General features: G+C 63.4%; 18 protein-coding genes. 10 read left to right on the top strand and 8 right to left on the bottom strand.

From position 1 onward, the window contains the following. Nucleotides 1-1,152 (top strand): radical SAM family heme chaperone HemW, encoded by a 1,152-nt coding sequence (hemW, locus tag CHX26_RS10930; RefSeq protein WP_104942391.1) that lies wholly within the window; start codon nucleotides 1-3, stop codon nucleotides 1,150-1,152. Further along, a complete protein-coding gene (locus tag CHX26_RS10925; protein ID WP_104942390.1) occupies nucleotides 1,149-2,039 on the top strand; it encodes a tyrosine recombinase XerC in 891 nt (296 codons plus the stop codon). Before hemW ends, CHX26_RS10925 begins: the two co-directional genes overlap by 4 nt. On the opposite strand, the gene CHX26_RS10920 is transcribed toward CHX26_RS10925, so the two are convergent. From CHX26_RS10920 to rsmI, 4 genes are read right to left on the bottom strand one after another with little or no spacing between them, the layout of a single operon-like run. Beyond that, nucleotides 2,036-2,653 carry a DedA family protein gene (locus tag CHX26_RS10920; RefSeq protein WP_104942389.1) on the bottom strand — a complete coding sequence of 206 codons (618 nt, stop codon included), beginning with the start codon at nucleotides 2,651-2,653 and terminating at the stop codon, nucleotides 2,036-2,038. The genes CHX26_RS10925 and CHX26_RS10920 overlap by 4 nt on opposite strands. Nucleotides 2,654-2,682: 29 nt before the next feature. Beyond that, nucleotides 2,683-3,651, bottom strand: coding sequence for a glutathione synthase (gshB, locus tag CHX26_RS10915; protein WP_104942388.1), 969 nt, complete (start codon nucleotides 3,649-3,651; stop codon nucleotides 2,683-2,685). 31 nt (nucleotides 3,652-3,682) lie between these two features. Continuing rightward, complete coding sequence (locus tag CHX26_RS10910; protein ID WP_104942387.1) at nucleotides 3,683-4,057, bottom strand: YraN family protein; 375 nt, start codon at nucleotides 4,055-4,057, stop codon at nucleotides 3,683-3,685. Continuing rightward, on the bottom strand, nucleotides 4,054-4,905 hold the full coding sequence (rsmI, locus tag CHX26_RS10905) for a 16S rRNA (cytidine(1402)-2'-O)-methyltransferase (RefSeq protein ID WP_104942386.1): 852 nt from the start codon (nucleotides 4,903-4,905) through the stop codon (nucleotides 4,054-4,056). Before rsmI ends, CHX26_RS10910 begins: the two co-directional genes overlap by 4 nt. 47 nt (nucleotides 4,906-4,952) lie before the next feature. Here rsmI and CHX26_RS10900 point away from each other — a divergent pair, with 47 nt between their 5' ends. The 5 genes from CHX26_RS10900 to CHX26_RS10880 all read left to right on the top strand — a co-directional run bounded on the left by CHX26_RS10900 (nucleotide 4,953) and on the right by CHX26_RS10880 (nucleotide 11,021). Further along, the gene (locus tag CHX26_RS10900) at nucleotides 4,953-6,155 is read left to right on the top strand and encodes a penicillin-binding protein activator (protein WP_233997127.1); all 1,203 of its coding nucleotides are present in this window, start codon (nucleotides 4,953-4,955) and stop codon (nucleotides 6,153-6,155) included. Between the two features lie 82 nt (nucleotides 6,156-6,237). Continuing rightward, complete coding sequence (gene parE / locus CHX26_RS10895) at nucleotides 6,238-8,238, top strand: DNA topoisomerase IV subunit B (RefSeq protein ID WP_104942385.1); 2,001 nt, start codon at nucleotides 6,238-6,240, stop codon at nucleotides 8,236-8,238. Between the two features lie 242 nt (nucleotides 8,239-8,480). Beyond that, nucleotides 8,481-9,533: a serine hydrolase gene (locus CHX26_RS10890; protein WP_172449796.1), complete on the top strand. Its 1,053-nt coding sequence runs from the start codon at nucleotides 8,481-8,483 to the stop codon at nucleotides 9,531-9,533. Nucleotides 9,534-9,614: 81 nt separating this feature from the next. Further along, complete coding sequence (locus tag CHX26_RS10885; protein WP_104942383.1) at nucleotides 9,615-10,475, top strand: AAA family ATPase; 861 nt, start codon at nucleotides 9,615-9,617, stop codon at nucleotides 10,473-10,475. A 63-nt stretch (nucleotides 10,476-10,538) separates the two neighbouring features. Further along, the gene (locus CHX26_RS10880; RefSeq protein WP_104942382.1) at nucleotides 10,539-11,021 is read left to right on the top strand and encodes a TM2 domain-containing protein; all 483 of its coding nucleotides are present in this window, start codon (nucleotides 10,539-10,541) and stop codon (nucleotides 11,019-11,021) included. Between the two features lie 159 nt (nucleotides 11,022-11,180). Here CHX26_RS10880 and CHX26_RS10875 read toward each other — a convergent pair whose 3' ends face one another. Next, the gene (locus CHX26_RS10875) at nucleotides 11,181-12,581 is read right to left on the bottom strand and encodes a methyl-accepting chemotaxis protein (protein ID WP_104942381.1); all 1,401 of its coding nucleotides are present in this window, start codon (nucleotides 12,579-12,581) and stop codon (nucleotides 11,181-11,183) included. A 131-nt stretch (nucleotides 12,582-12,712) separates the two neighbouring features. Between CHX26_RS10875 and CHX26_RS10870 the strand changes: the two genes are divergently transcribed. Then, on the top strand, nucleotides 12,713-13,897 hold the full coding sequence (locus tag CHX26_RS10870; protein WP_104942380.1) for a vWA domain-containing protein: 1,185 nt from the start codon (nucleotides 12,713-12,715) through the stop codon (nucleotides 13,895-13,897). A gap of 10 nt (nucleotides 13,898-13,907) precedes the next feature. On the opposite strand, the gene CHX26_RS10865 is transcribed toward CHX26_RS10870, so the two are convergent. Further along, on the bottom strand, nucleotides 13,908-15,200 hold the full coding sequence (locus CHX26_RS10865) for a spinster family MFS transporter (RefSeq protein ID WP_104943385.1): 1,293 nt from the start codon (nucleotides 15,198-15,200) through the stop codon (nucleotides 13,908-13,910). 69 nt (nucleotides 15,201-15,269) lie between these two features. Continuing rightward, nucleotides 15,270-16,469 carry an exo-beta-N-acetylmuramidase NamZ family protein gene (locus CHX26_RS10860; RefSeq protein WP_104942379.1) on the bottom strand — a complete coding sequence of 400 codons (1,200 nt, stop codon included), beginning with the start codon at nucleotides 16,467-16,469 and terminating at the stop codon, nucleotides 15,270-15,272. Nucleotides 16,470-16,540: 71 nt separating this feature from the next. Between CHX26_RS10860 and CHX26_RS10855 the strand changes: the two genes are divergently transcribed. After that, nucleotides 16,541-17,017 carry a TspO/MBR family protein gene (locus CHX26_RS10855; RefSeq protein ID WP_104942378.1) on the top strand — a complete coding sequence of 159 codons (477 nt, stop codon included), beginning with the start codon at nucleotides 16,541-16,543 and terminating at the stop codon, nucleotides 17,015-17,017. Here the strand turns inward: CHX26_RS10855 and CHX26_RS10850 are convergent. Then, entirely contained in the window at nucleotides 17,014-17,529 is a 516-nt protein-coding gene (locus CHX26_RS10850; RefSeq protein ID WP_104942377.1) for a DOMON-like domain-containing protein, read from the bottom strand. The two genes, CHX26_RS10855 and CHX26_RS10850, sit on opposite strands and share 4 nt — an antisense overlap. A gap of 91 nt (nucleotides 17,530-17,620) precedes the next feature. Here CHX26_RS10850 and tyrS point away from each other — a divergent pair, with 91 nt between their 5' ends. After that, entirely contained in the window at nucleotides 17,621-18,850 is a 1,230-nt protein-coding gene (tyrS, locus tag CHX26_RS10845) for a tyrosine--tRNA ligase (protein WP_104942376.1), read from the top strand. Nucleotides 18,851-18,975: the final 125 nt, after the last annotated feature.

Genomic DNA, 18,975 nt, shown 5'->3' with positions numbered 1-18,975 from the left:
GTGGCACGCGCGCTTTACATTCACTGGCCCTTCTGCGCGAAGAAATGCCCCTATTGCGATTTCAACTCGCACGTGCGCGCTGGCGTGGACGTGGCGGCGTGGCAGGCGGCGCTGATTGCCGACATGCGTGCAGAGGCGGAAGTAGCAGGCGGAGAGGCGCTGACTTCGATCTTCTTCGGCGGCGGTACGCCCTCGCTGATGCCCCCTGCCCTTGTCGCCGCACTGCTGGCTGAGGCCGAGCGCCTGTGGGGCTTCGATGAAACAATCGAAATCACCCTCGAAGCCAACCCGTCCTCGGTCGAAGCGGCGAACTTCGCCGCGCTGGCAGGTGCGGGCATCAACCGCGTCTCGCTCGGCGTGCAGTCATTGGACGATGCCGAACTGCGCTTTCTCGGCCGTTTGCACGGCGCAAGCGAGTCGCTGGCCGCGCTGGAGACGGCGCAGGCGCATTTTGCCCGCGTCAGCTTCGACATGATCTACGCCCTGCCCGGCCATACACCCGACCTGTGGGAGCAGCGCCTCACCCGCGCCCTGTCCTTCGGCACGGGGCATATGTCGCTCTACCAGCTCACGATCGAGCCCGGCACGCGCTTTGCCAGCGATGTGCGGCGCGGGCGGTTGGTACCCCTTGACGATGATGAGGCGGCGGAACTGTTCGATATCACGCAGGCATTGACCGATGCGGCGGGCCTTCCCGCCTACGAGACCAGCAACCATGCCCAACCGGGTGAGGAAAGCCGCCACAATCTCTCCTATTGGCGGTACCACGACTACGCGGGTATCGGCCCCGGGGCGCATGGGCGGCGCGGGGGTGTGGCGACAGTGCGGCACAAGAAACCGGAGAACTTTCTCGCTGCCGTGGCGCGGCAGGGTGACGGGATCGTCGAGGCTCGCACCTTGCCAATCGGCGATCAGGCCGCCGAGGCACTGTTGATGGGGCTCAGGCTCACCGAGGGCGTCGATCTGGCCGCGTTTTCGGCCCGGTTTGGCCTGCCCGTCGCAGGACTGGTGGACGAAGCCGCTTTTGCCCGGCTCGTCGCGCTCGGGCTGATGTGGCGGACAGGCGCGCGGATCGGGGTCGCGCCTCCGGGCCGCTCCGTCCTCGATAGCCTGCTGGCCGAAGTCGTCGCCGATACGCTTGTCGCCGCATGAGCGCGCCCGATCTGATCGCACAATGGCGCGCGCATCTCGCCGACAACCGCCGCCGCTCGCCCCATACGGTGCGTGCCTATGTTGCTGCCGCGCAGAGGCTGGCTGCGGCGAACGGGCTTCAAGACTGGGCTGCCGTGGCCCGCACCGAGGCGCATCATCTGCGCGCCCATCTCGCAGCGCGGCGGGCGGAGGGTCTTGGCAATGCCAGCACCGCGCGCGAGCTGTCGGCGCTCAAGGCCTTCATCGCCTTTGCAAGAACGCAATCGGGTGATCCCGATCCTGTTGCGCCCCGCCTGAAAGGCCCTCGTGTGAAGAAAGGGCTGCCGCGTCCCGTTACCCCGGATGAGGCCGTCAACATCACCGACATTGTCGATAGCCTCGCCGCAGACGACTGGATCGGCGCGCGCGACCGGGCCGTACTGCTTCTGATGTATGGGTCAGGCCTGCGTATCGCCGAGGCGCTGTCGCTGACCGGGCGGGATGCGCTGGTGGGCGAGGTGCTGACCGTAACCGGCAAGGGCGGCAAGCAGCGCGCAGTGCCGGTGCTGCCGATCACCCGCGCCGCGATAGCTGCCTATGTCAAGGCCTGCCCCTTTCCCCTGACCCCTGCCGATCCGCTGTTCCGCGGAACCAAGGGCGGGCCGCTTTCACCGGGGATGGTGCAAAAGGCGATGGCACAGGCGCGGCGCGCACTTGGCCTGCCGGATACCGCAACGCCCCATGCGCTCAGGCACTCCTTTGCCACGCATCTGTTGAGCGCGGGCGCTGACCTGCGTTCGCTTCAGGAACTGCTCGGTCACGCCTCGCTGGGGTCGACCCAGATCTATACCCGTGTCGATACGGCAGCCTTGCTGGAGAATTACCGCAAGGCCCACCCCCGCGGTTAGGACTGCTCGTCGCTCATCGCGGCGGGCTTCCAGGTCACCACGCGATAGAGATAGAGCGCCACCACGCCCGCAATCATCACCACCGCAACCCAGCCGTAATAGTCGTCGAACTGACTGAATTCGTTGCGCAGGATATAGCCGGCCCCGATCAGAACCGCATTCCACACCCCGGTTCCGAGCAGCGTCCACACCAGAAAGCGAAGCTGGCTCATGATTGCCATGCCTGCCGGAAGCGAGATCATCGTGCGCACCTGAGGCAGAAACCGCGCCCAGAAGATGATCGCGCTGTCGAAGCGCTTGAAGACGCCCACAATCTTCTCGACCTCGGCCCAGTCGAGCGTCAACCAGCGGCCCCAGCGGTCGATCAGCGGCTTGAAGCGTTCATAGCCTACCACCCGGCCGATCCAGTACCACACCCAATTGCCCAGCACCGCGCCCAGCGTCCCCGCGCCGACCGCACCGGCAAAACCCAGTCTTCCGTCGGCAACCGCCATCCCGGTGAGCCCCATGATCACTTCGGAAGGGATCGGCGGGAACACGTTTTCGAGGAACATCGCCACTGCGACGCCAAGGTATCCCCAGGCCTCGACCAGATCGATCAGGTATTCGGTCATGAAGTCGCTATCCCAAGCGAGAGAAGAAGTCAGTCGGTAGCGCGGCGTTCGGCCAGACGCCGTTCGATCGCATCCCAGATCAGCCCCGCCGTATCCGAATTGTTGAACCGGTCAATCGCCACGATGCCGGTGGGAGAGGTGACGTTGATCTCGGTCAGCCACTTGCCGCCGATCACGTCGATGCCGACAAAGGTCAGGCCGAGCCGTTTCAGATCCGGGCCGAGCGCGGCGCAGATTTCCGCCTCGCGTTCGGTAAGATCGGTCGCCTGTGCGCTGCCGCCCATCGCGAGGTTGGAGCGGAATTCGCCCTCCCCCGGCACCCGGTTGATCGCGCCGGCAACCTCGCCATCGACCAGCACGATCCGCTTGTCACCCTGTGCAACTTCAGGAAGGAACGGCTGGACCATGTGCGGTTCGGGCCAGGTCTGGTTGAACACCTCGAACAGCGCGGTCAGGTTTTCACCGTTCTCGCCGATGCGGAAAATCGCCTTGCCGCCATTGCCGTGGATCGGCTTGACCACAATCGCGCCGTGCTTTTCCATAAAGCGCCGCACTTCCTCGACCGAGCGGGTAACAAGCGTGGGCGGCATGAAGCGGCGATAGTTCAGCACCATCACCTTTTCGGGGCTGTTGCGGACGTTGGCGGGATCATTGACCACCAGCGTCTCGCGCCTGATCCGCTCCAGCATATGGGTGGCGGTGATATAGCCCATGTGGAACGGCGGGTCCTGCCGCATCAGCACCACATCGACATCCCTGCCCAGATCGAGCCGCACCTGTTCGCCGCGCGTGAAGTGATCGCCCTCGACCCGCTGCACCGTCACCGGAAAAGCGTGCGCGAACAGGCGGTCATCCTCGTCCAGCGTCAGGCTTTCGACATGATATTCGTAGAGCGTATAACCGCGCGCCTGTGCCGCCAGCATCAGCGCGAAGGAACTGTCGCCGGCGATATTGATCCGGTCGATGGGGTCCATCTGGACGGCGATTCTCAGTGACATTCATTCAACTCCGGCATTCAACTCCGGCGGATCAACCAAACGGCATCCAGGCGTTTTCGATGTGGGTCGGTTTGCGGCCCGGTGCAAGCAGGATGACATCGATGCGGATGTCCTCGCCATCAGTGGCATAGTCATGCCACACCATTTCCACCGCCGCTGCGACACGGGCAAGTCGGCGTTCATCGACGGCATCGGCAAGGCTCGCGGAACGGGCGCGCCACTTGACCTCGATGAAGGCGACAAGGCCGCTGCGCTTGGCGATCAGGTCGATCTCGCCCGCTTTGGTCTTCACGCGCTCCGCAACGATCCGCCAGCCGTTCTGGGCCAGAAACATGGCCGCAGCCGCCTCGCCCTCGCGTCCGCGCTGGTCGGCCTCGTGGCGCTGTTCTGGCGTACGCGCGCTCATTCGCCTCTCAGCTCCAGCGCGCGGGTATAGAGCGCAGCGCGATCAATCCCGGTAGCCTTCGCGACGATCCCCGCCGCCTTGCCCGGCCCCGCCTCGGCCAGTGCGGCGCGCAGCATCGCATCAGCATCGAGCGCCGGAGCCTCACTTTCGTCCGGCGGCCCTATCAACAGAACGATCTCGCCCTTGGGGGGATGCGCGGCGTAATGGTCGGCGAGGCTCGCTGCGGTTCCGCTGCGGCACTCCTCGTGCAGCTTCGTGAGCTCGCGCGCAACCGCCACTTCGCGCGTCGGCCACAGCTCGGCAATCGCCCGAAGTGAGCGTTCCAGCCGCGGTGCGGTTTCATAGAACACCAGCGTCGCAGCCACCTGTGCCAGCCCCTCAAGCGTTTCGCGGCGCGCCTTGTCCTTGACCGGAAGAAAGCCTGCAAACAGGAAGCGATCAGACGGCAACCCGGCCATCGCCAGTGCCGAAATCGCCGCGCACGCACCCGGAATGCTCGTTACCATCACGCCTGCCGCGCGCGCCTCGCGCACCAGACGATAACCCGGATCCGAGATCAACGGTGTCCCCGCATCGGACACCAGCACAACCGCACTATGCCTCGCCTCGTCGATGATCCGGGTGCGGGTTTGCGGCGAGGCGTGATCGTCGAGTCGCTGAAGTCGGGCCTTTATCCCGAAATGATTCAAGAGCTTGCCGGTCACCCGCGTATCTTCGCAGGCGATCAGCGCCGCGCCTTGCAGCATCGCGAGCGCGCGCAGGGTAATGTCGCCGAGATTGCCAATCGGGGTCGCCACGATATAGAGACCGGGCTCGGGTGTCCCTACGGGGATGGATGGCAGTTCCATGGGTCTCACGGATCGACCAATGGCGCACGAGTGAGGGGTCGGCAAGAATGAAGCTTCGGATCGGGCCGAATTGGGCCATGTCACTTGCGGGTCTTGCGCAGGCGTTGACGGGACGCAATCTCGCACTGGTAGGTGCGGCAATGCTGGCGGCGGGGTGCCAGGTAATCCCCAAGACCGACGTGGCCCGCACTGCTCCTGTGCCTGCGCCAGAACCGTCGGCGACGGCGCTGCCAACCGACTCCGCCCGCCACCGCATCGCACTGCTGGTTCCGATGAGCGGCGATACCGCCCCGGTCGGACAGGCGATTGCCAATGCCACGACGATGGCGCTGCTCGATACCAGCGCCGATAATCTGCGCATCACCACCTATGATACCTCGGAAGGCATCTCCACCGCTGCGCGCAAGGCGATTGCCGATGGTAACAAGTTGATCCTCGGCCCGCTGATGGCCGATGCCGTGCCAGCTGTGCAGGCTGCCGCGCGCCCGGCCGGTGTTCCGGTGATCGCCTTCTCGAACGATACCAGCGTCGCCAGCGCCGATGTGTTCGTGATTGGCCACAATCCCGAACAATCGATCCGCCGGACGGTTCAGTATGCCCGTGGCAAGGGCGCGGTGCGTTTTGCGGCGCTGCTGCCCGAAGGCGATTACGGCCAGCGGGCAGGCAGTGCGCTCGACAATGCGCTGCGCGACTATGGCGGGGCGGTGGTGCGCCGCGAGAGCTATGCGCGGGGCAATACCTCGATCGTCAGTGCAGCGGCGCGGCTGCGGGCAGCGGGCGGATATGACACGGTTCTGATCGCCGACAGCGCGCGCCTCAGCATCGAGGCTGCGGATGAATTGCAGCGCGGCGCGCAGACCCGGGCGCGCATCCTCGGCACCGAACTGTGGAGCGGCGATGCGGCGCTGACCCGGGCAGGCTCGATCGAGGGTGCGCTGTTTGCGGCGGTTTCCGATCAACGCTTCAAGCGCTTTGCTGACAGCTATGAGGCCCGCTTCGGCGCGCAGCCGTTCCGGGTCGCAACGCTGGGCTATGATGCGGTGCTGCTGACGCTGCGGGTCGCCCGCGACTGGAAGGTTGGCACGCCCTTCCCCAAGAACCAGCTTTACGATCGCGGCGGCTTCCTTGGCGTCGATGGCGCATTCCGATTTGGCCGCAACGGCGTGGTCGAACGGGCATTGGAAGTTCGCGAGATCAAGGGCGGCGATGTGGTTGCGGTCGATCCGGCCCCGACCGGTTTCGGCAAGTGATCAGTCAGCACCCTGGAGTGATTGCGTAAAACCACGCCGGGTGGCTTGTGACGGCGCGCACGGCGGGCCTATAACCCCGCCCATGTCCGATACCACGCCCGACGATCTCTTCGCCAACACCCCCACCTCCAGCGGTGATTACAATGCCTCCGCCATCGAGGTGCTCGAAGGATTGGAGCCGGTGCGCCGCCGCCCGGGGATGTATATCGGCGGGACGGACGACCGCGCCTTTCACCACCTCGCAGCCGAAGTGCTCGACAATGCCATGGACGAGGCCGTGGCAGGCCACGCGACCCGGATCGAGGTCAGGCTGGACGAGGGCAACCGCCTCTCCATCGCCGATAATGGCCGCGGCATTCCGGTTGACGAACACCCCAAGTTCCCCGGCAAGTCGACGCTGGAGGTGATCCTCTCGACGCTCCATTCGGGCGGCAAGTTTTCAGGGAAAGCCTATGCCACCAGCGGCGGTCTGCACGGCGTGGGGATCAGCGTGGTCAACGCGCTGTCGGTTCACACCCGTGTCGAGGTGGCGCGCGACAAGCAGCTTTTCGCGCAGGAATTTTCGAGGGGAGTTACCCAGGGTCCGATCCAGAACCTCGGCCCCACCCCCAACCGGCGCGGCACCACCGTCAGCTTCACGCCCGATCCGGAAATCTTCGGGGATCGCAACTTCAACCCCAAGCGCCTGTTCAAGCTCGCGCGGTCGAAAGCCTACCTGTTCGCGGGCGTGGAAATCCGCTGGAAATGCGCCCCCTCGCTCGCGAGTGAGGAGGTGCCGGCCGAAGCCGTGTTCAAGTTCCCCGGCGGGCTCGCCGATCATTTGGCCGAACAGATCGGCACCCGCGAATGCGTTACCGCCCAGCCCTTTGCCGGAACGCAGGACTTTCCGCAGGCGGACGGCGTCCAGCAAGGCCGGGTCGAATGGGCGATCGCCTGGCCGCTCTATTCGGACGGGGCGACGAGCTGGTATTGCAACACCGTGCCGACCCCCGACGGCGGCACCCACGAACAGGGCCTTCGGACGGCCCTGACGCGCGCCTTGCGGGCGTTCGGCGAGCTGGTCGGCCAGAAAAAGGCCAAGGACATCACCGCCGACGATGTCATGACCGGCGCGGAGGTGATGCTCAGCGTCTTCATCCGCGATCCCCAGTTCCAGTCGCAGACCAAGGACCGCCTCACCTCGCCCGAGGCTGCGCGCCTTGTCGAAAACGCGGTGCGCGATCACTTCGACCATTTCCTCACCGACAATATGGAGCGCGGGAAGGCGCTGCTCGGCGAGGTGATGGAGCGCATGGATGAACGCCTCAAGCGCAAGCAGGAGCGCGAGATCAAGCGCAAGACCGCGACCAACGCCAGAAAGCTGCGTCTGCCGGGCAAGCTCACCGATTGTTCCGGCGAAGGCGGGCGCGAGACGGAGCTGTTCATCGTCGAAGGCGACAGCGCAGGCGGCAGCGCCAAGCAGGCGCGAGACCGCAAATCGCAGGCGATCCTGCCAATCCGCGGCAAGATCCTCAACGTCGCCAGCGCCACCGCCGACAAGATCCGCGCCAACAGCGAAATCGCCGACCTGATCCTCGCCATGGGTTGCGGCACCCGCAAGGACTGCAACGCCGACAATCTGCGCTATGATCGCATCATCATCATGACCGACGCGGACGTTGACGGCGCGCATATCGCGACGCTGCTGATGACCTTTTTCTTCCAGGAAATGCCCGACATCGTCCGGCGCGGCCACCTGTTCCTCGCCCAACCTCCGCTATACCGCCTCACGGCAGGCAAGGAGAGCCGCTACGCCCGTGACGACGCGCACCGGGCCGAGCTGGAAGCGACGGTGTTCAAGGGCAGAAAGGTCGAAGTCGCGCGCTTCAAGGGCCTTGGCGAAATGAACCCGCAGCAATTGCGCGAAACCACCATGGCGCCCGAAAGCCGCAGCCTGATCCGCATCACCCTGCCGCAGGAGTTCGAACAGCGCGCGGGCGTGGCGCGGCTTGTTGACGAGTTGATGGGCCGCAACCCCGAACACCGCTTCAACTTCATCCAGAACCGCGCCGGTGAAGTGGACCGTGACCTTATTGATGCATAGGGCGCTTGCCCTTGCAGTGATGGCGCTGGCTTTGGCGCCGGGTGCCGCTGCGGCGCACGGGCAGATGGCCGCCGTCCCGCAAGCGGCAACCCCGCTGGAGAGCCGCGCCGATCAGGTCGTGGCCCTGCTAAACGGCGAGATCGAGCCTGAAGCGATCTTCACCCCTGCGTTCCGGGCAGCGATCGCTGATACCCAGATCAAGACCCTCAGCGCCAGCTTTACCGCACAGTTCGGGCGGGCGGTTGAGGTTTCGCTGCTGGCCCCACGCGAAGGCACCCCGCGCGGCGCTCGAAATCCGGTTCGAGCGCGGGCTCGCCAAGGGCGGCATCGCGATTTCGCCTTCCGAGGACAACCGCATCAACGAATTGCGCTTCACCTCGATCGACGCCGTGGCGGTGGAGGGTGACACGGCTGAGAAAATCGTCGCCGATCTTGCCGCCCTTCCCGGCACGGTCAATGCGCGCTTCGGCCCGCTGGATGGCGGCGCGCCGGTCATCAGCATCAATGGAGACAAGCCCCTCGCGCTGGGATCGACCTTCAAGCTCTATGTGCTGGCCGCGCTGGCCGAGGACGTGAAGGCAGGGCGGCGCAAGTGGAGCGATGTTGTCCGTCTCACCGAGAAAAGCTACCCCAGCGGACAGATGCAGGACTGGCCCGAGGGTTCGGCGGTGACGCTCCACACGCTTGCCAGCCTGATGATCTCGATCAGCGACAACACCGCCACCGACCAGCTGATCGCGGTGCTGGGCCGCCAGCGCATCCTCAAGCTGATGAAGGACAGCGGCCACAGCGATCCGGCGGCGAACGATCCCTTCCTCAACACCCGCGAACTCTTCGTGCTCAAGACCTGGGACCGCGAGGCGCTCGATGAATGGCGCAAAGGCTCGTCCGCCGACAACGTCGCGCTCGATGCCTTGCTGGCGAGCGCGAACCCTTCGCTAGACGAGGTCAACGCCGCCTTTGCGCAAGGCCCCAAGGCCATCGACATCGAATGGTTCGCCTCGCCCGCCGATCTTGCCGGGCTGTTCGCCCATATGCGGCGCAAGGCTGACCCGGAAGCTTTCAGGATCATGGCCATCAACCCTTCGACCAGCGGCGATGCTGTGCGGTCGCGGTGGGACTATATCGGTTTCAAGGGCGGCAGCGAGCCGGGGGTGCTCAACTACACCTGGCTGCTGACCGACAAGGCTGGGCGTGACTTGGTGCTGACGCTGGGGTGGAACAACCCGGCTGCCGTGGTTGATGAAGGCCGGCTCAACGCCATCGCCCAGCGCATCCTGCTGCTGCCTCACTGATTTGCCAGCCCCCGGCCCCTTGCGCAGCAGGCCTCACGCCCTTATCGCTGGCGGCCAATTTCAGTCCCCAAAGGAAACCCGATGACCGATCAGCCCCAGCGTTTCGAAGGCACCAAATCCTACATCGCGACCGAGGATCTCAAGGTCGCGGTCAATGCCGCCGTCACTCTGCGCCGCCCGCTGCTGGTCAAGGGCGAGCCCGGCACCGGCAAGACCGTGCTGGCGCATGAAATCTCCAAGGCGCTGGATGCGCCGATGATCGAGTGGAACATCAAATCCACCACCAAGGCGCAGCAGGGGCTGTATGAATACGACGCCGTCGCCCGTCTGCGCGATGGCCAGCTGGGCGAGGAGCGCGTCCACGACATCCGCAACTACATCAAGAAGGGCAAGCTGTGGGAGGCCTTCACCTCCGAGAAGCTCCCCGTCCTCCTGATCGACGAAATCGACAAGGCCGATATCGAGTTCCCCAACGACCTTCTTCAGGAACTCGACCGGATGAGCTTTGACGTCTACGAGACGATGGAACGGATCGAGGCCAAGCAGCGCCCGATTGTCGTCATCACCTCGAACAATGAGAAAGAGCTCCCCGACGCCTTCCTGCGCCGCTGCTTCTTCCACTACATCAAGTTCCCCGACCGCGAGACGATGCAGGACATCATCGACGTCCATTTCCCCGGCATCCAGAAGGTGCTGGTGAAGAAGGCGATGGATATCTTCTATGACCTGCGCGAAGTGCCGGGCCTGAAGAAGAAGCCCTCGACCAGCGAGTTGCTCGACTGGCTCAAGCTGCTCCTGAACGAGGACATGCCGCTCGAGGTGTTGCAGGACAAGAACCCGGCCAGCGCGATCCCGCCGCTGCACGGTGCGCTGCTCAAGAACGAGCAGGACATCATGCTGTTCGAACGCCTCGCCTTCATGGCGCGGCGCAATCCGTCGTAAGCGGTTCTTGTCCCCCTGTCCTTTTTGCGATAGCCCCTGCAGATCAACAGTGTGGGGGATCACATGAAGGGGCAGGTTCTGGTTTTCGATCCGCTGAAGGGCGAAGGCATCATCAGCGGGCAGGATGGCGAGCGTTACAGCTTTCAGGGGAGTGACTGGCGCGGTGAGGCAGGGCCTCCTCGTGCGGGGCAGCAGGTCGACTTCGCGGCCTCCGGATCGGCTGCTGCAGAGGTGTTCCCGATGCTTGGCGCCAACCCGATTGCAGAGGCCTTCGGGCCGGGACACAAGTCACCGATCGTTGCCGGCCTGCTGGCGCTCTTTCTCGGCTCGCTCGGCATCCACAAGTTCTATCTGGGCTACACCACGCAAGGGGTGATCCTGCTGGTCAGCACCTTCATGAGCTATCTGCTGACGCTGGTTCTGATCGGGATCATCCCGCTGATGATCATCGGCCTGATCTGCCTGATCGAGGCGATCATCTACCTTACCAAGTCGGAAGCCGATTTTAACGCAACCTACGTTCAGAACCAGAAGCCCTGGTTCTGAACGGTCGCGCGGCGCAGAATTAGCCGCGCCCATGCGGTCTTTATCCGGCTTGCAGCGCCTGCCTGACCGGGCTTAGCCTCCTGTCAGCCCCCCTCTAGAGGGGTTTTGCAGGGGCTTTGCGCGAATGTTTCGCGTGAAACATGGCGCAGCACGGCCGGGTCAATCGAAACTGTAGGCCAGCTCGAACGAACCCCAGCGCCGTCCGCCGATGACCAGCGGGACATAGACATTGCGAACCACGCGATAGGTGGTGCCGTCACCCTCCTGCCGGTAGACCGCCATCATGTAAGGCGCGTTCGAGGCCTTGGCCTTGCGGTCGATCGGCTCCAGCATGATCCGACCGTTGCGGCAGAACTGGGTATCGTGCGCGATATCTCCGGTGGGTTGGCGGGACCGTTCGGTAAGGTGGGTCGGCAGAAAGCCGTTCATGTCGGTGCAGGCAGCGGCCAAAACACGGGAGTCGCTCGATTTCGCCCGGTCGAGGAAGGGGCGCCATTCGGCGTGAGCCCAATCGGTCAACCGCGTGCGGAACAGCGGCGGATTGGTGCCGGGGACGGGCTGATAGTCGGTATCGAACAGCGCCGCCATCGTGATGTCGCCCTTGGCCAATGCGGCCTCGGTATGGGCGGTCAGCTCCTGCATCATCGCCTGCGCCTGCGCGACCATGGCGCTGTCCTGCGGCGACAATCCTGCATGGACGATGCGATCGAACATCTCCGAGGCCGTGATTTCAAGCTCTTCCATCTTGCGATGGGCGCCGTGGAGACGATCCTCGTTGGATCGTGATGCAGCATCAAAGCTGGTCAGCACGCGCTGCACCTTGTCGACATGGCCGGAGATCGTGCCGGTCGATCGGGCGATGACATCGTTCTGCTTGTCGACTTCCTCCACCAGCGCGCCGACATTGGTGATGGTGTTTTCGATCCTCGCTACGGAAGCGCGGGCCTCGCCGCTGGCCTTGGCACCGCTTTCGATCCGGCCAATCATGACCTCCGCTTCGCCGCCCAAGGCATCGATCGTCTGGGCGATTTCTTCGGTCGCCTTACGGGTGTCACTCGCAAGGCTTTTCACCTCGCTCGCGACCACAGCAAAGGTGCGGCCTGCGTCCCCTGCCCGCATCGCCTCAATCGTGGCGTTGAGGGCGAGAATGTTGGTGGTTTCGGCAATCTCGCCAATGTCTTGCGCAGAGCGGCGCACCTGCTCCATTGCTGCGGAAAAGCTGGTGACGTGCTGGCCGAGGGTGTCGACCAGCTCGATCAGCGAGGCGATCTGGCCGAGCGAGGACTGGATCAGCGCCGTGCCTTCATTGAGCCGCTCGATCGCGCGTTCGGACAGCAGCCGCGCCTCGTCACTGGCTTCGGAAACCTTGTTCTGATCTGCCTCCAGCGCACGCACGGTTTCGGCCAGCGCCTCGTGTTCGGAACGCAAGGTCTTGGACGAGGCGATCACTGCTTCGACCACGCCGGCCACGTCGGTGCAGCCGACGGTCACCGCACCGCAGCTTTCCGGGATCATCCCCAAGGCGTGAGCATTAGCGGTATCGATCGCAATTTCATGCATTTGGCGCGGCCCTTTGGTTTGTGGCCGCGACCCTAGCCAGTGATGGTAAGCGAAGGGTTAAGTTACCCATCCCGTCCCCCCTCAAGAATGGGGACTGGTCAGGCCCCGAGACGCGCGGTAAGCACGCATCCATGTTCTTCAATTTCGTCGACGAGCTGAGAGCCGCTGGGATCGGCGCGTCCTTCAAGGAGCACCTCACGCTGCTGGAGGCGCTCGACAAGGACGTTATCGAGCAGACGCCCGAGGCGTTCTACTATCTCTCGCGCGCCACCTTCGTGAAGGATGAAGGCCTGCTCGACCGCTTCGATCAGGTGTTCCACAAGGTCTTCAAGGGGATCATGACCGATTACGGCCAGAACCCGGTCGACATTCCCGAAGACTGGCTGAAGGCGGTTGCCGAGAAGTTCCTCAGCCCTGAGGAAATGGAGAAGATCAAATCCCTCGGAGACTGGGACGAAATCATGGAGACGCTCAAGAAGCGTCTGGAAGAACAGGAAAAGCGCCATCAGGGCGGCAACAAGTGGATTGGCACCGGGGGCACCTCGCCCTTCGGCAATTCGGGCTACAATCCCGAAGGCGTGCGCATCGGCGGGGAAGCCAAGCATGGCCGCGCGATCAAGGTGTGGGAAAAGCGCGAGTTCAAGAACCTCGACAACACCAAGGAACTCGGCACCCGCAACATCAAGATGGCGCTGCGCCGTCTGCGCCGTTTCGCCCGCGAAGGCGCGGCGGACGAGCTCGACATTCCCGGCACCATCGAAGGCACCGCCAAGCAGGGCTGGCTCGACATCCGGATGCGGCCCGAGCGGCGCAATGCCGTCAAGCTGCTGCTGTTCCTCGATGTCGGCGGGTCGATGGACCCCTTCATCAAACTGGTCGAGGAGCTGTTCAGCGCCGCCACGGCGGAGTTCAAGAACCTCGAATTCTTCTACTTCCACAACTGCCTCTATGAAGGCGTGTGGAAGGACAACAAGCGCCGCTGGCAGGAGCGCACCAAGACCTGGGACGTGCTCCACAAATATGGCCACGACTACAAGATCGTGTTCGTGGGCGATGCGGCGATGAGCCCCTACGAGATCACCCATCCGGGCGGCAGCGTCGAGCACATGAACGAGGAAGCCGGCGCAGTGTGGCTCCAGCGCGTGGTCAACACTTACCCCGCGACCGTCTGGCTCAATCCGGTGCCGGAAAAGCAGTGGAACTATTCGCAGTCGACCAAGATGATCAAGCAGTTGGTGGGCGACCGGATGTACCCGCTGACGCTCGAAGGGCTGGACGATGCGATGCGGGAGCTGTCGCGGAAGCACGGGGCTTGAGCCTTACCCCTTACCCCTTTCGGTCGAGTTCCTCATTCAGTCTGAGCCCGCAGCGCCAGAAGAAGAACGCCGGCACCAACCCCAGCACTGCCGCGCCGTAAAGCACATAGCGCACTGAATCCGCGCCAAAGGTCGGCTGAAGCCAGTCCGACAGCATCCCGAAGAACAGCGGGCCAAGGCCGAGCCCAATGAGGTTCTGGAAGAACAGCATTGTCGCCGCTGCAATCGCCCGCGCCCTCAGGGGTACCAGCCCCTGCGCGGCGGAGTAGGTCGGGCCGTAGTAAAAGGAATTGAACACGGTCGGGAGAAACAGCAGCGCCAGCGCCAGCGGCCAGCTTGGCGCGTGATAGGCGGCTATCGCCAGCGGCACGGCCAGCGCCATGCCGATTGCAGGGGCGGTCAGGACATGGCGACGGTTCTTCGCGCCGAACTTGTCGGCCAGATAGCCACCCAGCCAGGTGCCAAGCATTCCGCCAAGCCCGCCGAGCAGCCCGAACCACAGCCCCACCTGCCCCGGTGACAGATCATGGGTGCGCTGGAAGAAGATCGTCGTCCAGGTGGTCTTCCCATAAGCGAGGAACGACGCAGCTGACCCTGCAAACAGCAGCAGCACAAAGGCCCGCGATTTCATCACCTCTGCCACAGCCTGCCCCAAAGGCAGAGCGGCGGGCTGGCTCTGGCCGCGCAGAACAGCGGCAGCATCGGCGCGGCGCGGGTCTTTCAGCACGAACCAAACCACCATTGCCAGCGCAACGCCCGGAAGTCCGACGATCACGAAAGCCTCGCGCCAACCCACATAATCCGCCAGTGTGCCGCCGATGATCATGCCTAGCAATGTCCCCACCGGGATCCCGAGAGAATAGAACGCCAGTGCGGACGAACGTCGTTCAGGCGGCACAATGTCGCTGATCAGCGAATGCGCAGGCGGCGTGCAGCCCGCCTCGCCCACACCCACACCGATGCGAGCCAGCAGCAATTGCCAGAAGTTCTGCGCCAGCCCGCACAAGGCTGTCATGGCTGACCACAAGGCCAGCGCAACGGCGATCAGGCGCGGGCGATTGGTACTGGGGCGATCGGCAAAGCGGGCGATGGGAATCCCGAGCACCGTGTAGAACAGCGCAAACGCGAGCCCCGTCATCAGCCCGATCTGGGTATCCGAAAGGTCAAGGTCGCGGGCGATAGGCTCAGCCAGGATGTTGACGATCTGCCGGTCGATGAAATTGAAGATGTAGACCGTAAGCAGGATCCACAGGGTCAGTCGGACCGATTGCGATCCGGACACCTTGTCCGCCGTGGTTGCCATTGTCTGTTCTCTCCCATCGGTGGCGTTTGCCGCCATCCGTTTCTCCGGTCGGTGCCGGAGTGACGCCAATCAGTAAAGCAGGTGTGGTCGGACTGCGGCAACCCATGCCGCCTCGTCATGTGACGTCATGACGTCAAGATCATGCGGCGTCGCGGCAGGATCATCGACCCATTCGCGCAGGGACGGACCGCCATTAATGACGTCAATCGCAAGGCGGGTGAGCTCGTACTCATAAGGAAAGTCGCGCCACAGCGGATAATCGGGATAAAGCAGCCTGATCGCCTTGAAAGCCAGCGCCTGAAGCCGCCATGGTTTGAAGGTGTGGTGATCGTAGAAACTATGTTCTGCATGAATCATCAATGCATTGCAGAGCATACCTTTGTGCTTGTGGAAAGTTGGTTCGAACCAGCATTCGCGGATCGCACAGCCCTCCATCCAATCAGGCGCAAGCTTGCGCATCACCTTCAGCACCCCGCCCGCGTCCACATCGGGCGCGCCGAACAGCACCTCCAGCGGTCGCGTGGTGCCGCGCCCTTCTGACAGGGTCGTGCCTTCCAGCATCACGGTGCCAGCATAGCAGCGCGCCATATTGACGTTGGCGGCGTTGGGCGAAGGATTGATCCACAGGCGTGACGTCGGCCAACCCCAGCCGCCATCTTCGTCGGGACGCCAGCCCTCCATTTCCACCACCTTGTAGGCGACGTCGAGGGCGAAATGCTCGATGAACCAGTGGCCCATTTCTCCCATGGTGAGGCCGTGCCGCATGGTCATCGGGGCGGCACCGACAAAGCTTTCCTGCCCCGGCACCAGCAGCGTGCCTTCGACCGGTCGCCCGGCAGGATTGGGCCGGTCAAGCACCCACACCTCCTTGCCCGCCTTGGCCGCCTCCTCCAGCAGATACAGCAGGGTCGTGACGAAGGTGTAGATCCGGCAGCCCAGGTCCTGAAGGTCGAACAGGAATACATCCGCGCTCGACATCATCTGTCCGGTCGGGCGGCGCACCTCGCCATAGAGCGAGAAGATCGGGATGCCATACCGCGGATCCATCTCGTCCGCGGTCTCGACCATGTTGTCCTGCTTGTCGCCCTTCAGACCATGCTGCGGGCCGAAGGCGCTGTTCACCTCTACCCCGGCGGCAATCAGGGCATCGAGACTGTGCGTGAGATCTGACGCCACGCTGGCAGGGTGCGCCACCAGCGCGACACGGCGCCCCTTGAGTTGGCGGAGCAATTCGGGGTCGGTCAGCAGCCGGTCAATTCCAGTCTTCATGGCGCAAGGCGTGGAGCAGGCTTGCGGCAAAGGCAATGGCATTTGCACGTGCAGTGCCTATATGTCGGTGCATGGATTGGACCACAGCCCTTATCGCCGCCGGATGGGCGATCATCCTCGGCGGCGCAGGCGGTGCGCTGACCGATATCGGCCAATGGTATCGGGACTTGAAGAAGCCTTCCTGGCAACCGCCTGACTGGCTGTTCGGCCCAGCCTGGACGCTGATCCTCGGGCTTGCTGGGTGGAGTTTCTACATCGGCCTGGCCGAGGCACCCACGCCGCAGGCACGTATCGGCGTGTGGGCGTTGTTCGCCGCCAATTTCGTGCTGCACTTCCTTTGGTCGCCGCTGTTTTTCAAGCTGAAGCGGCCCGACTTGGCACTCGCAGAGAACGTTTTGCTGTGGTGCTCGGTTACCGCGCTACTGACGGTATTGCCCCGTCTTGCGGGTGACAGTTTGGCGGGCTGGCTCAACGTGCCCTATTTTGTCTGGGTGAGTTTCGCCTTCATCCTCAATGCGAAAATCGTGCAGCTCAACCGCCCGTTCTAGCGTTCGACGATGATCGCCCGGCAGGCTTCGGAGTGAAACTCAGGCTTGCCGGGAGCAAAGGCGAGCGCCCAGAATTGCAGGATTCCATCGGGATGCTCGACAATAGCGTTCAATGCGACCTGCGCGGGATCAGGCAGCGCGGCTGCGATGCTGGCTTCCAGCACCAGACCTCTGTCATCATGCGAACAGGCGATCGCGATGGCATCAACCGGTGCATCTCGCATCCCTTCGCGGAAGGAATCGAAGTCATAGGCCGCCCACTGGCCCGAAGGCGAGAGGTTGAATTCGCGGTACCAGGTATCGCCGAGGGGCTGCCAGAAAATCTCGAAGCAGGTCGTCTTCCAGAGATTGTCACGGCGCGCTGGCGTTGCAGGCTCCGGGAGATTGATCGCGGGAATATGGCCGTCGAGCCGGAACCGGGCTTCGCAGCCTTGCGGCGTTGCAGTGACAGAGGCGGTTACAGCGCGGATCGGTCCGAGAGCGCAGGTCTGGTGAAGCATGAGTGGCTGCATTGGCCGTTCATGCCTTGCCCCAATACGGCGGGCAAGAGGCTTCCCGTCGCCCTTCCCCCCTGTTAAGCGCGCCGGAAACGACAGGACACACATGAGCACCTACCAGTCAGATCTCCTGCGCCTGCTTGATGAGCGCGGCTATATCCACCAGCTGACCGACGCTGCGGGGCTTGATGCGCTTGCGGCCAAGCAGATCGTGCCCGGTTACATCGGCTTCGATGCGACCGCGCCTTCCTTGCACATTGGCAGCCTCGTCCAGATCATGATGCTGCGCCGCCTGCAGCAGACCGGTCACAAGCCGATCGTGTTGATGGGCGGCGGCACCACGCGGATCGGCGACCCGACGGGTCGGGACGAAAGCCGCAAGATGCTGTCGGACGAAACGATCGAAGCAAACATCGACTCGATCTTTACAGTCTTCGACAAGCTGTTGAAATTCGGTGATGGGCCGACTGATGCAGTGATGGTCAATAACCACGACTGGCTGGGCCAGCTGGGCTATATCCAGTTGCTGCAAGAGGTTGGGACGCACTTCACGATCAATCGGATGCTGACCTTCGATTCAGTGCGCCTCAGGCTGGAACGCGAACAGCCGATGACCTTCCTTGAATTCAACTACATGATCCTTCAGGGATATGATTTCAGGCACTTGTCACGTGAACTTGATGTTCGCTTGCAGATGGGTGGTAGCGATCAGTGGGGCAATATCGTCAACGGGATAGAACTTGGCCGCCGGATGGACGGTGCCGAACTTTACGGTCTCACCACACCATTGCTTACCACCGCTAGCGGCGCCAAGATGGGCAAGACTGCATCAGGCGCGGTGTGGCTTAACGAGGAACAGCTACCCGCTTACGATTTCTGGCAATATTGGCGCAATGTCGACGATGCCGACGTGGGTCGGTTCCTGCGCTTGTTCACCGACCTACCACTCGACGAGATATCGCGGCTCGAAGCCTTGCAAGGTGCCGAAATCAACGCGGCCAAGGTTGTCCTCGCCAATGAAGTGACGAAGCTTGTGAGGGGCGAGGATGCCGCGAGCCGGGCCGAGGCGACCGCGCGCGAGACCTTTGCGGGCAGCGGCGTTGGCGAGGATCTGCCGCGTCAGGCAACTGGGCCGGAGGGGATGCGAATCGCGACCTTGCTGACCGCCGTTGGCCTCACCGCATCGGGGGGCGAGGCCAAACGCAAGCTGGCGGAAGGGGCTGTCAAGCTGGAGGGCGAGACGATCACCGATCCGGCCCATCTGGTGCTGCCGGACGAAGGACAGACCTTGCGACTGAGCCTCGGGAAGAAGCGGCACGCATTGATCCATCGCTGACCCCAAGGAGGGAAACCTGCCCGTCTTGGTTCCCGGTCTTGGCGCTTGACCGGGGCTAAGGGCCTTTACCAATTATCAGGCTTTATGCGGCACCTTCCTGGTCTTGGACCTGCACGTAAAGAAGG

It is taken from the genome of Porphyrobacter sp. HT-58-2, from assembly GCF_002952215.1.
Taxonomy (GTDB): Bacteria; Pseudomonadota; Alphaproteobacteria; order Sphingomonadales; family Sphingomonadaceae; genus Erythrobacter.
Note: the sequence above shows the minus strand (reverse complement) of the source record. Positions and strands in the feature narration are given on the sequence as shown.